Below are 13130 nucleotides of genomic sequence, written 5' to 3'. Positions count from 1 at the left end.
GACGTTAGTCGACAGTCCAGGTGTCTTTGCCCCGAAGCAGTGACTGAAGCGCCGCCGTGTCGTGTGCCTTCTCGGTGCGGGCCGCGGTGATCTGCTGACGGGCCGCGTCGTCGTAGGTCGGCTTGCTCACCTGACGGAAGATGCCCATCACCATGTGCTCGAGGCTCTGGTCCGACAGCCGCGACAACGCAAACGCGTAAGCGGGATCCTCGAGGTTGGCGTCGTGCACGACGATCTCATCTGCCGACACGTCGGCGGTCTTGGCGATCTCGAGCCCGTAGCCGGACTTCACCACGCAGTACTCGCCGTCGGTGCCGAAGGTGACCGGCTCACCGTGGGTGAGGTTGATCAGCCGCTCCTCGGCGCCTTCCTTGCGCAGGGCGTCGAACGAGCCGTCGTTGAAGATCGGGCAGTCCTGCAGGATCTCGACCAGGGCCGCACCGCGGTGAGCGGCGGCGGCGCGCAGCACCTCGGACAACCCCTTGCGGTCGGAGTCCAGAGCACGGCCGACGAACGTCGCGTCGGCACCGAGCGCCAGCGACACCGGGTTGAACGGGTAGTCCAGCGACCCCATCGGGGTCGACTTGGTGACCTTGCCGACCTCCGACGTCGGGGAGTACTGACCCTTGGTCAGCCCGTAGATCCGGTTGTTGAACAACAGGATCGTGATGTTGATATTGCGGCGCAGCGCATGGATCAGGTGGTTGCCGCCGATCGACAGCGCGTCGCCGTCACCGGTGACAACCCACACCGACAGATCCTCGCGGGCCAGGGCCAGGCCGGTCGCGATCGTCGGGGCGCGGCCGTGGATCGAGTGGAACCCGTAGGTCTCCAGGTAGTACGGGAAGCGACTCGAGCAGCCGATACCGCTGACGAACGCGATGTTCTCGCGGCGCAACCCCAGTTCGGGCAGGAAGTTGCGGATGGTGTTGAGGATGACGTAGTCACCGCAACCGGGGCACCAGCGGACCTCCTGGTCGCTGGTGAAGTCCTTCGACTTCTGCGGCTGATCGGTTGTCGGCACCCGACTGGTGCCTGCGGTCAACCCGAGATCTGCTCCGATCAAGTCGGTCATACGTTCGCTCCCACACCGCTCACGCCGACTTCGACGGTGGCCGCCGCCAGTCGTGCGAACTTCACTTTGTCACTTTCCTTCTCGCCCAACGTTCCGTCCAGCGCCGCATCAATGATGCCCTCGACCTCGTCGGCCAGGAAGGCCATGCCTTCCACCTTGGTGACCGACTGGACGTCGACGAGGTACTTGCCCCGCAGCAGCAGAGCGAGTTGGCCGAGGTTCATCTCCGGGCACACGACCGTCGGATACCGCCGCAGCACCTCGCCGAGGTTGGCCGGGAACGGGTTGAGGTTGCGCAGGTGCGCCTGGGCCACCTTGATGCCCTTGCGACGCGCCCGCCGGCACGCCTCACCGATCGGCCCGAAGCTGGAACCCCAACCGAGCATCAGCAGGTCGGCGTCACCGGTCGGGTCGTCGACCTCGAGATCGGACACGGCGATGCCGTCGACCTTGGCCTGCCGCAACCGGACCATCAGGTCGTGGTTCTTGGGCTCATAGGAGATGTTCCCGGAACCGTTGGCCGCCTCGAGGCCACCGATCCGGTGCTCGAGACCGGGCGTACCGGGTATCGCGAACTGGCGCGCCAGGGTCTCGGGATCGCGGGCGTACGGCTGGAACGGCTCGCCGGACTTGGCGAACGTGTGCTCGATGGCCGGGTAGCTGCTGACGTCCGGAATCCGCCACGGCTCAGAACCGTTGGCGATCGCACCGTCGGAGAGGATGACCACCGGCGTGTGGTAGTTGACCGCGATGCGAGCGGCCTCCACGGCCACGTCGAAGCAGTCCGACGGTGAGCGGGGCGCGACCACCGCGACCGGCGACTCGCCGTTGCGGCCGTACATCACCTGCAGGAGGTCGGCCTGCTCGGTCTTGGTCGGCAGACCGGTGGACGGCCCACCGCGCTGCACGTCGATGATGATCAGCGGCAGTTCTGTCATCACCGCCAGACCGATCGCCTCGGACTTCAGCGAGATGCCCGGGCCCGAGGTGCTGGTGACACCCAGGGCGCCGCCGTACGACGCGCCGATGGCCGCGCCGATGCCGGCGATCTCGTCCTCGGCTTGGAAGGTCATCACATTGAAGTTCTTGTGCTTGGACAGCTCGTGCAGGATGTCCGACGCCGGGGTGATCGGGTAGGTGCCGAGCACGACCTGCAAATCGGCGAGTTGACCGGCGGTGACGATTCCGTAGGCCAGCGCGGTGTTGCCGGAGATCTGGCGGTACTCACCGGTTTTGAGCTTGGCGGGTGCGACCTCGTAGGTGCTGGCGAAGGCCTCGGTGGTCTCGCCGTAGTTCCAGCCGGCCTTGAGCGCGAGCACGTTGGCCTCGGCGACGTCGGGCTTGCGCGCGAACTTCTCGCGGATGAACGCCTCGCTGTGCTTGAGTTCGCGCCCGTACATCCACGACAGCAGACCGAGCGCGAACATGTTCTTCGCCCGCTGGCCGTCCTTCTTGGAGGCGCCGATCGGCTCGACCGCGCCCAGCGTCAGGGTCGTCATCGGTACGGCCTGTACGACGTAGTCGGACAGTTCCTCGGTCTCCAACGGGTTGGCTTCGTAGCCGACCTTGGCGAGGTTGCGCTTGGTGAATTCGTCGGAGTTCGCAATGATCAGACCGCCGCGGGGCAGATCGGAGACGTTGGCCTTCAGCGCCGCCGGGTTCATCGCGACGAGCACGTCGGGGCGGTCGCCCGCGGTGAGGATGTCGTAGTCGGCGATCTGGATCTGGAACGACGACACGCCGGGCAGCGTGCCCTGCGGCGCGCGGATCTCGGCGGGGTAATTCGGTTGGGTGGCAAGGTCGTTGCCGAACAGGGCGGCTTCGGAGGTGAACCGGTCACCGGTGAGCTGCATACCGTCGCCGGAGTCGCCGGCGAAACGAATTACGACCTTCTCGAGCTTCTGTCGAGGACCCGCACTTCCCGGACTGACCGCGTTGTCCTTCGCTGCCACGAGGCCTGCCTTCCACACTGCGTGGGGACGTCCTCCGAGTCACAGTCGAGTCGACGCGCCGTCGGTGGACGTCCACCAAAAATTTTTGATGTCACTGCCAGTACCGATTATTGCACTTTTCTTAGGCGGCCCTTCACCGGACTCGCCCGCGGCGTGCCGCATACGGGGGGTCGAACACACAGCTCAGCCGATGTGCGGATGCCTGGCGTGAGACATAACTGTGTTGTTCGTCACGTCTACGAGACAAAAATTCTAAGGAAATGGTTACCGTTCAGTAGCCCGTAGCTAGCACCCATCGTCGGTGCTGGTCGTCCACTTGTCAGTGCCGGGTGGACGCCGTTTCCCCGCGCCGTTCGTGCCAACGCAGGCGCAGTAACAGCAGGTGACGGTGCGCGCGGAATCCAGCCGACAGCGGATCACGCCAGACCGGCATGCGGCGGTTCGGTTCGAGTTCGTTGTGCACGCATCCATTGTGCCGTTCGGGGGGCGATGACGCCGCCTCGCGCGCTGTCCCCGGCATGAACAGCACGGAAACGTTATCGACGTCGATTCGCCCTAGGGTGGAGTCATGGGTCGGGTCACAGCCAGGCGGCGCGTAAAGCATGTGACCATGGACTCCGCGGTGGCGCGGCCGGAGACCCTCGTCGTCGAGGAGCCGATGGAGATCCGCGTCAACGGCGCGCCCGTCACGGTGACGATGCGCACTCCGGGCTCCGATGTCGAACTCGCGCAGGGGTTTCTGCTCACCGAGGGTGTCATCGCCGGACGTGACGACGTGCTCACGGCGCGCTACTGCAGAGGCACGGGCGTCGACGACGCGGGTTTCTCCCAGAACACCTACAACGTCCTCGATGTGACGCTGGCCCCGCATGTCGCGCCGCCCGATGTCGACGTCACGCGCAACTTCTACACCACGTCGTCGTGCGGTGTCTGCGGTAAAGCCTCGCTGGAGGCAGTGCAGCTGAGCAGCCGGCACGGCCCAGGCGACGATCCGACAACCATCACCGTCCAAACCCTCTCGCAGCTGCCTGCGCGGCTACGCAAAGCCCAGAAGGTGTTCGCCAGCACGGGTGGCCTGCATGGCGCCGCGCTGTTCGACTCCGAGGGCGCCACGCTTGCCGTGCGCGAAGACGTGGGCCGGCACAACGCCGTGGACAAGGTCATCGGGTGGGCGGTCGAGCAGGACCGCATTCCGCTAACGGGGACCATGCTGCTGGTCAGCGGACGCGCGTCGTTCGAGCTGACGCAGAAGGCCGTGATGGCGGGCATTCCAGTGCTCGCGGCGGTGTCGGCGCCGTCGTTGCTGGCCGTCGACTTGGCAAGCCAGTCCGGGCTGACCCTGGTGGCCTTTCTGCGGGGACGGTCGATGAACGTCTATACGCGTCCCGACCGCGTCGTGCACTGACGCGGCTCGTACCTCGCCGCTTGATCGTCGTCAGGCGGGAACCTGATTGCCCGACTCCTCAACGCGGCTCGTACCTCGCCGCTTGATCGTCGTCAGGCGGACTTGTCGCGACGCTCGGGGCGTGAGGGCTTGCGCGGCACGATGGTCGGCAGCACGTTGTCCTGCACGGTCTCTTTGGTGACGACCACCTTGGCGACGTCGTCGCGGCTGGGGATGTCGTACATCACCGGCAGCAGGACCTCTTCCATGATGGCGCGCAGTCCGCGAGCACCGGTGCCGCGATGGATGGCCTGATCGGCGATCGCCTCGAGCGCCTCGTCGGTGAACTCGAGTTCGACACCGTCCATCTCGAACAGGCGCGTGTACTGCTTCACCAACGCGTTCTTGGGCGTGGACAAAATCTGCACAAGGGAGTCCTTGTCCAGGTTCGTCACGGACGCCACCACCGGCAGGCGGCCGATGAACTCCGGGATCAACCCGAACTTGATCAGATCCTCGGGCATGACCTCGGCGAAGTGGTCGGCGGTGTCGATGTCGGCCTTCGAGTGCACCTCGGCGCCGAAGCCCAGGCCGCGCTTGCCGACGCGGTCGGAGACGATCTTCTCCAGACCCGCGAACGCACCAGCCACGATGAACAACACGTTGGTGGTGTCGATCTGAATGAACTCCTGGTGCGGATGCTTGCGGCCGCCCTGCGGAGGCACCGACGCCTGCGTTCCCTCCAGGATCTTCAGCAGAGCCTGCTGGACACCCTCACCGGAGACGTCACGGGTGATCGACGGGTTCTCGCTCTTGCGCGCGATCTTGTCGACCTCGTCGATGTAGATGATGCCGGTCTCGGCGCGCTTGACGTCGTAGTCGGCGGCCTGGATCAGCTTGAGCAGAATGTTCTCGACGTCCTCGCCCACGTATCCGGCTTCGGTCAGCGCGGTGGCGTCGGCGATCGCGAACGGCACGTTGAGCATCTTGGCCAACGTCTGCGCCAGGTAGGTCTTACCGCAGCCGGTCGGACCGAGCATCAGGATGTTGGACTTGGCCAGCTCGACGGGCTCGGAGCGCGAATCGCGACTCTTCTCCCCGGCTTGGATGCGCTTGTAATGGTTGTAGACGGCGACCGCGAGCGTGCGCTTGGCGGTGTCCTGTCCGATGACGTAACCCTCGAGGAATTCGCGGATCTCCGCGGGTTTGGGCAACTCGTCAAGCTTTACGTCGTCCGCGTCGGCGAGTTCCTCTTCGATGATCTCGTTGCAGAGGTCGATGCACTCGTCACAGATATAGACGCCCGGACCCGCAATGAGCTTCTTTACCTGCTTTTGACTCTTGCCGCAGAACGAGCACTTCAGCAGGTCACCGCCGTCTCCAATGCGCGCCATGGTGGTGGGGTCCTACTTTCCTCGCAGCCGATGAAGCTTCTTTTCTGTGGTTGCCTCGGGTGGTTGAACCCGACGCTACCCGTTTGTTCCCGCGCGAGGCGACCGATAAAGCCGAATCGCGCCAGTGGTATTCATCTGTGTTCGCGCCAACATATCGTCTGATTACCCTCGGACCCCAGCGAACGCGCCGCCGTGTCGTTGGCGTGTCGTGGCCGTGACCGGACCGAGAGGGCGTCCGCACCCAAAGTACCCGTCGTTCCGAGGAGCGTGCTGATCTACCGACGGCCGGGGCCCACCGGCCCAGGTCCCACGGGACCGGGTCCCACGGGGCCGGGGCCTACCGGGCCGGGCCCCACCGGGCCGACCACCCCGCCAACCCCGACGGGGCCCACGGGCCCGACAACAGGGTTCGGAGGGTTGATGTAAACGGTCGCGTCGACGGGCATGCATTGAAGCGTGTAGACGTCCCAGTACGTCCCGGCCGGACATACCGGCGGCGGAGGCGGCGGTGGCTGGGCGCTGCTGACCGCAGTCGACCCCAATTGCACACACACACCGGAACCGACCAGCGCCAGCGCTGCGGCACCAAGCCTAAAACCCGCCATTTGCCCTCCCCGTCTGTCTGCACGGTGGCGTCAGCTTGCCATGCACAACGGTGCCGGTGACGCGCTTCGGCGGCATTGCTGACGTCGGGCGTCGACCTGGCTTGCGGTGACTCAGGCGGTCTGCGTGGACAGTTTCCGGTACTCCAGGACGGTGTCGATGACGCCGTAGTCCTTGGCCTCTTCGGCGGTCAGGATCTTGTCGCGGTCGGTGTCCTTGCGGATCTGCTCGGGGGTCTTGCCGGTGTGGTTGGCCAGCGTGACTTCCATCAGCGTGCGCATCCGCTCGATCTCCTTGGCCTGGATCTCGAGATCGGAGAACTGGCCCTGAATGACGCCCGCCAGCGCGGGCTGGTGGATCAGCACACGAGCGTTGGGCAGCGCCATGCGCTTACCGGGGGTACCGGCGGCCAGCAACACCGCGGCGGCCGAAGCGGCCTGACCCAGGCACACCGTCTGGATGTCGGCGCGCACGTACTGCATGGTGTCGTAGATCGCCATCAGCGAGGTGAACGAGCCGCCTGGGGAATTGATGTACATGGTGATGTCGCGGTCGGGGTCGAGCGACTCGAGCACCAGCAACTGGGCCATGATGTCGTTCGCCGACGCGTCGTCGACCTGCACGCCGAGGAAGATGATGCGTTCCTCGAACAGCTTGTTGTACGGGTTGGATTCCTTGACGCCGAAGCTGGAGTGCTCGATGAACGACGGCAGGATGTAACGGGCCTGGGGCTGCAGGCGGGCGTCAGCCTGAGGATGCAAGTGATCGGTCATTTGTCTAGTCCTGCTCCTGGTCCTGAGCCGTTGACGCTCGCGCTGGTGATGATGTGGTCGACGAAGCCGTACTCGAGGGCCTCCTGCGCGGTGAACCAGCGGTCGCGGTCGGAGTCCGCTTCGATCCGCTCGATGGGCTGCCCGGTGAACTCGGCGTTCAACCGGAACATCTCCTTCTTGATCACCGCGAACTGCTCGGCCTGGATCGCGATGTCGGCCGCACCGCCGGTGATGCCGCCGAGCGGCTGGTGCATCAGGATCCGGGCGTGCGGCAGGGCATAGCGCTTACCCTTCGTGCCCGCCGCGAGCAGGAACTCGCCCATCGAGGCGGCCATACCCATGGCGTAGGTGGCGACGTCGCACGGCGCCAGCACCATGGTGTCGTAGACCGCCATGCCGGCGCTGATGGAGCCGCCGGGCGAGTTGATGTAGAGGTGGATGTCTTTGGTGGGATCCTCGGCCGACAGCAGCAGAATCTGCGCGCAGAGTTTGTTGGCGATGTCGTCATCGACCTGCGAGCCCAGGAAGATGATCCGCTCCGCCAGCAAGCGCTCATAGACCGAGTCGACAAGGTTGAGGCCTTGCGAGGCGCCACGCATGTGGGTCACGTCTGGATACCTGCTTTCTTCAAGAGCTTGATACTCACCGACACTAACCAACCCGCGCGGGCGTGCAGTCCCTAGACGGGCCGCGTTCGCTCTCAGCGTCACTTCGCGTCGGCCGACTCCTCGTCCGCTTGTGGCTCGGCGGCGTCCGAGGCCTCCTCGGCAGCTTCGTCGGTCTGCTCTTCGGACCGGCCGAAGAACTCGGTGGTGTCGATCACGTTGCCGTCGGAGTCTTTGACGGTGGCGGCCTCGACGACAGCGGCCAACGCCAGCCCGCGACGCACGTCGGCGAACAGCGCGGGCAGCTGGTTGTTCTGCTGCAGCGACTGGATCAGCTGCTGCGGCTGCAGGCCGTACTGCTGAGACATCAGCATCAGGCGCTCGCTGATGTCGTTCTGGCCGACCTGGACGTCGAGCTTGTCGGCGATCGCGTCGACCAGCAGTTGCGTCTTGACCGCCTTCTCCGCGTTGGTGCGGTTGTCGGCGTCGAACTGCTCGCGGCTGCTGCCTTGGGCTTCGAGCGCCTCGGCCAGACGCGCCTCGTCGTGGTCGAGTCCGTGGATGGCGTTGTGCAGCGCGTCGTCGACCTGAGCCTGCACCACGTTCTCCGGCAGCGGCACCTCGACCTGTTCGAGCAGCGTCTCGAGCACCTTGTCGCGGATCTTCTCGGCCTGCTGCACCCGCTTGACCCGGCGCACCTGCTCGACGAGCGACTCCTTGAGCTCATCCATGGTGTCGAATTCGCTTGCCAGCTGGGCGAATTCGTCGTCAGGCTCGGGCAGCTCGCGCTCTTTGACTGACTTGACGGTGACGGTCACCTGCGCGTCCTCGCCGGCGTGCTCACCGGCGGCCAGCTTGGTGGTGAAGACGCGGGTCTCCCCCTCCTTGAGGCCGACGATCGCCTCGTCGAGACCGTCGATCAGCTGGCCCGAGCCGACCTCGTGCGACAGTCCCTCGGTGGCGGCCTCGGCCAGCTCCTGGCCGTCCACGGTGGCCGACAGGTCGATGGAGACGAAGTCGCCGTTCTCGGCGGCGCGCTCCACGCCCGTGAGGGTTCCGAAGCGTGCGCGCAGCGTCTGCAGTTCGGCGTCGACCTCGTCGTCGGTCACCTCGATGGCGTCGACGGTCAGCGTCAATTCCGACAGGTCGGGAAGCTCGATCTCGGGGCGGACGTCGACCTCAGCCGTGAACGTGAGGTCCTTGCCGTACTCCTTGTTGGTGATCTCGATCTCGGGCTGGCCCAGCGGCTGCACCTCGGAGCTGGTGACGGCCTCGCTGTAGCGGCCGGGAAGGGCCTCGCTGACGACCTGGTCGAGCATTGCTTCGCGGCCGACGCGCGCCTCGAGCAGCTTGCGCGGCGCCTTGCCGGGACGGAAGCCGGGGAGCCGGACTTGCTTGGCCAACTGCGCGAACGCGCGGTCGAAGTCGGGTTCGAGCTCAGTGAAGGGCACCTCCACGTTGATGCGCACCCGGGTGGGGCTCAACTTCTCGACGGTGCTCTTCACGATCTTGCTCCTCATATTCTGGTTCGGTCGGTGTCGCAGTCGGGGTGACAGGATTTGAACCTGCGGCCTTCCGCTCCCAAAGCGGATGCGCTACCAAGCTGCGCTACACCCCGTGCTCTGCTCGTCGCGCTGACGCTTGAGCGCTGCGCCCGCGCGGGCCGTCCGCAAAACACCGAACGACCACGCGAGATACTACGGGCTGGACACGCGAAGCCTTCAATTGGATTTGATTTGGCTACCGCCGGTACGATCTGGTCTTGCTGTACATGCGGGCGTAGCTCAATGGTAGAGCCCTAGTCTTCCAAACTAGCTACGCGGGTTCGATTCCCGTCGCCCGCTCCACGAGGGCAAGCGCGTTGCCGGCGAACAAGCGTTCGGCAGCTCGCGCGGCCGGTGTCGCTGCCTTTTCGAACCACACCGACTCCCACGCGCCGGGTCAGCTTCGTCTTTCCCGTTATGGCGCGCAGCGTGCGCTCGACGCCCGCATGCCTGCCGAACACGTAGTGAAAACCTGGCCGCTTTCCCGACTGTCGGTCTGGACGCGTTCATTAATTGACGCTAGCGTGGAAAGAGTTCGCCATCGGTTCGCGATGTGGATATGGGCCATTCGCTGCTGGCTAACTTTAGTTCGCTCAGGTTCCTTCGATTCCGCGGCCAAATTGGCGTGGAACGTGGATGCTGGGGCAGGGAATCGCGCAACTTCACGCAATTGCCAAGTGAAAGATTTCAAAAACAACGCCGCAGCTCATCCAGGTTGTTACCGTGCCTACACATTGCATTCAACCAAAAGTCCGGTGATTTCCCACCTGATGTGAATGTGCAGAAGGGACCCACTCGATGGCTGCCACAGCGAAACACAGCTTCGATCTCAGCAAACCAAGTAATCCACCTACGGGTGGATGGTTAAGGCCGAGTTCCACGGCCTATGCGCGGCATGTCGGTAGGGTCGGCGCGTTGGCGGTGGCGTTGGGCGTCGGCGTCGCAGTCGCGACGGGCGGTTCGGGGCTGGCGTGGGCCGATACGGGTCCGGCCGGTGATTCGCAGACCTCCGACACCTCACCAGGCGATGCTCCGAATACCTCGACGAGTGAGGACGCGGATGCTGACGCGCCGTCGACGAGCATCAACGGCCTCGGCGTCGGAACCGACGCGGGCGGTGCCCCAGCGACCGATGCGGGCGATTCGGCTAGCGATGGCGGCAACCCGACGAGCGGTCAGCCCACCGGCAACGCGCCGGCGATGAATGTCCGCAGTTCCGGCTCGGTGAATACCTCCGTCAACGACGCGGGACAAGCCACCGACACCGGCGTATCAGTCACCGAGGCCGAAGAAGATGACGAGCTCCTCGACGAAACCGCGACCGAAATCGAGGACGAACTCGAGGTTGTAGACGAGGTTGAACTCGAGATTGTAGACGAGAGTAAGCCCGAGATTGTCGGGCAGGAACAGGAGGATGTGCGCGCCGCCGTGGAGCCGGAATCTCCTCGTACCAAACAGGATTCCGTCCTACAGGACACCATGCTCGACGATGCTTATCAGGTGTCGAGCAGCATCGACGATGTGGAGCCGGCCGGCCAGAAGGTCGTTGACAGCGACACCCACCAGCTCACCGAACCGCAGCAGTCACCCACCTCGTTGACAAGCCGGGTGATGCTGGTCGTCGAGAGCGCCACAGACGGTGGAGATCTGCAGACGTCGACCACGTCGGTAGTCGATGAGCCCGCCACCGCACAGACTCAGGCGTTGACGAGCGCCCCGGCCACATTCATCGGTATCGCGAGCAAATTCGTCGCTGCGTTGCTCGCACCACTGTCGGCGCCCAGCCCCGTCGCGCCGGCTGAACCGCCGTTGGCCTGGGCGCTGGTGGCGTTTGTACGCCGCGAATGGCACCACATGCTCTTGAACCGCACCCCCGATGCGGTGGTCGACACCGTCACCACGTCGGAGGGCGCCACCGTCACCATCGATGTGGTCAGCGGTGCCGACCCTGATGCGCCCGCAGGTGATGTGGTGACCGTGACCGAGGTGAGCCAGCCGCAAAACGGGACGGTGAGCATCGACGGCGGCTCATTGACCTACGCGCCCAACCCCGGTTTCCACGGCACCGACACCTTTACCTACACCATCTCCGATGAACAAAGCCCCCTGCACCTCCACGGGTGGCGTGGCCTGTGGGGCGCGTTGTTCGGCGGCGACGCCTTGCACACCGACACCGTCACCGTGACGGTGACCGTCACTCCGGTCAACGATGCCCCGATCGCTATCGACGACGCCGTCGCGGTCGGGGAGGATTCCGGGCCCACTGTGATCGACGTCTTGGGCAACGACACAGACGTCGACGATGACGAGCTCACGGTGGCTGCCGTAGGCGCCGCCGGCAACGGCACCGTCTCGTTGGTGGGAGGTGTCGTCACCTACACGCCCGAGGACGATTTCGACGGTACGGACTCGTTCACCTACACCGTCACGGACGGCAACGGCGGCACCGCGACCGCGACCGTAACCGTGACGGTCAACCCGGTCAACGATGCGCCGATCGCCGCAGACGATCACTACACGACCCAGGTGAACACCCCACTGACGATCGCCGCGCCTGGCGTGTTGGCCAACGACATCGATGCCGACGGTGATGAACTGACCGCGCTTATCACCTCAATGGCCACCTATGGGATGGTCGTATTGAACGGTAACGGGTCGTTCGACTACATCCCCAATGCTGGCTTCACCGGCGATGATTCGTTCACCTACAGGGTCTACGACGGCAGCGGCAGCTTCGCCACCGCGACGGTGACCGTGACGGTCGAGACGAGCCTTACCGTGATCACCTTCGACGACGGCGCCGCACCGTCGGAGGTCTTCACAACCGACGACCCGACCCGGATCCTTGTGCGCACGGGCAGCCAACTGCGGGTCGTCGACGCCACTACCGGCGAATGGCTCGACACCATCGAGCTAGGCGCCACACCGTGGAGCATGACGATGAGTCCGGACGGGCGATTTGCCTACGTCGGGACCCTGTCCTTCAGCACGGATCCCGAGCCCATTAAGCAGATCGACGTCGAAACGGGCGCTGTGACGTTGATCGGCGGGGTCCGACAGCCGACGGCCATGGCGCTCAGCGGCGACGGCGGCACGCTGTACGTCACCAATAACCAGGACGGTACCGTGTCGGTAATCGACACCGAGACAGGTGAATACACGCTCATCAACACCGGACTGCAGAGCAGTGCGATCGCAGTCAGCGAGGACGGCACCACCCTGTACGTCGGCAGCATCATCAACGATGTGCGGGTGGTGAACCTGGCGAGCGGGACTTACACGGTTCTGCCAACGGGCACGAACGACGGGACGCTCTCGGACCAGAGCATCACCGTCGTCGGCAACCGCGTCTATGTCACCGATGGGGTCCAGGACAAGTTGGTGGTCATCGGCACCGATAACAACGCCATCATCGACACCTACGACGTGGGTGATCGCCCGACGGCCGTCGCCGCCATGCCCGAAGACCCCACGATCTTCGTGGCCAACGCCACTGGCAGCAGCGTCACGGTCATCAACACCGAATTCGGCGGTGTGATTGGCGAGATCGAACTCGCCGACAGCCCCGTCGACATCGACGTGGTGGACGGGTTTCTGTATGTGACCACCACCCGGGGCGTTGTGGTCATCTCGGCCGAGGAGGTCGGCAGCCTCATCGATGCGCCGGCGCTCGACGCATAGGCGCATCGCTGGCCCCCTCACGCGACACCCGCGCAACCGACCGCGGTCTGGACAAGATCATCGCTATGCTCTCGGCGATGCTCACCGCCGTCGGTTCCGCCGTCCAACCGCAGGTCAGC

8 protein-coding genes, 2 tRNA genes and 1 pseudogene are annotated in these 13130 nt (G+C 64.9%); 4 read left to right on the top strand and 7 right to left on the bottom strand.

The genetic code is table 11. The features are described from left to right. Positions 1 to 4: 4 nt before the first annotated feature. Both AAHH99_RS19300 and AAHH99_RS19295 read right to left on the bottom strand, forming a co-directional pair. On the bottom strand, positions 5 to 1075 hold the full coding sequence (locus AAHH99_RS19300; RefSeq protein WP_418770113.1) for a 2-oxoacid:ferredoxin oxidoreductase subunit beta: 1071 nt from the start codon (positions 1073 to 1075) through the stop codon (positions 5 to 7). Next, entirely contained in the window at positions 1072 to 3027 is a 1956-nt protein-coding gene (locus AAHH99_RS19295; protein WP_418770112.1) for a 2-oxoacid:acceptor oxidoreductase subunit alpha, read from the bottom strand. Before AAHH99_RS19295 ends, AAHH99_RS19300 begins: the two co-directional genes overlap by 4 nt. 568 nt (positions 3028 to 3595) lie before the next feature. Here AAHH99_RS19295 and fdhD point away from each other — a divergent pair. Next, positions 3596 to 4432 carry a formate dehydrogenase accessory sulfurtransferase FdhD gene (gene fdhD / locus AAHH99_RS19290; RefSeq protein WP_418770111.1) on the top strand — a complete coding sequence of 279 codons (837 nt, stop codon included), beginning with the start codon at positions 3596 to 3598 and terminating at the stop codon, positions 4430 to 4432. A 92-nt stretch (positions 4433 to 4524) separates the two neighbouring features. Here fdhD and clpX read toward each other — a convergent pair whose 3' ends face one another. The 5 genes from clpX to AAHH99_RS19265 all read right to left on the bottom strand — a co-directional run bounded on the left by clpX (position 4525) and on the right by AAHH99_RS19265 (position 9404). Next, positions 4525 to 5805 carry an ATP-dependent Clp protease ATP-binding subunit ClpX gene (gene clpX / locus AAHH99_RS19285; protein WP_418770110.1) on the bottom strand — a complete coding sequence of 427 codons (1281 nt, stop codon included), beginning with the start codon at positions 5803 to 5805 and terminating at the stop codon, positions 4525 to 4527. A gap of 716 nt (positions 5806 to 6521) precedes the next feature. Next, the gene (locus AAHH99_RS19280; RefSeq protein ID WP_418770109.1) at positions 6522 to 7181 is read right to left on the bottom strand and encodes an ATP-dependent Clp protease proteolytic subunit; all 660 of its coding nucleotides are present in this window, start codon (positions 7179 to 7181) and stop codon (positions 6522 to 6524) included. Then, entirely contained in the window at positions 7178 to 7780 is a 603-nt protein-coding gene (locus AAHH99_RS19275; RefSeq protein ID WP_064396872.1) for an ATP-dependent Clp protease proteolytic subunit, read from the bottom strand. The genes AAHH99_RS19280 and AAHH99_RS19275 overlap by 4 nt, the downstream gene beginning before the upstream one ends. 107 nt (positions 7781 to 7887) lie before the next feature. Next, positions 7888 to 9291: a trigger factor gene (tig, locus tag AAHH99_RS19270; RefSeq protein WP_418770108.1), complete on the bottom strand. Its 1404-nt coding sequence runs from the start codon at positions 9289 to 9291 to the stop codon at positions 7888 to 7890. Positions 9292 to 9330: 39 nt separating this feature from the next. After that, positions 9331 to 9404, bottom strand: a tRNA-Pro gene (locus AAHH99_RS19265). 155 nt (positions 9405 to 9559) lie between these two features. On the opposite strand from AAHH99_RS19265, the gene AAHH99_RS19260 reads away from it, so the two are divergent. The 3 genes and pseudogenes from AAHH99_RS19260 to AAHH99_RS19250 all read left to right on the top strand — a co-directional run bounded on the left by AAHH99_RS19260 (position 9560) and on the right by AAHH99_RS19250 (position 13011). Then, a tRNA-Gly gene (locus tag AAHH99_RS19260) sits at positions 9560 to 9633 on the top strand. Between the two features lie 62 nt (positions 9634 to 9695). Then, positions 9696 to 9833, top strand: a pseudogene (locus tag AAHH99_RS19255) (PHP domain-containing protein); the annotation flags it as partial. A gap of 418 nt (positions 9834 to 10251) precedes the next feature. Beyond that, the gene (locus AAHH99_RS19250; RefSeq protein WP_418770279.1) at positions 10252 to 13011 is read left to right on the top strand and encodes an Ig-like domain-containing protein; all 2760 of its coding nucleotides are present in this window, start codon (positions 10252 to 10254) and stop codon (positions 13009 to 13011) included. Positions 13012 to 13130: the final 119 nt, after the last annotated feature.

The organism is Mycobacterium neumannii (assembly GCF_048452905.1).
Classification (GTDB): domain Bacteria; phylum Actinomycetota; class Actinomycetes; order Mycobacteriales; family Mycobacteriaceae; genus Mycobacterium; species Mycobacterium neumannii_B.
Note: the sequence above shows the minus strand (reverse complement) of the source record. Positions and strands in the feature narration are given on the sequence as shown.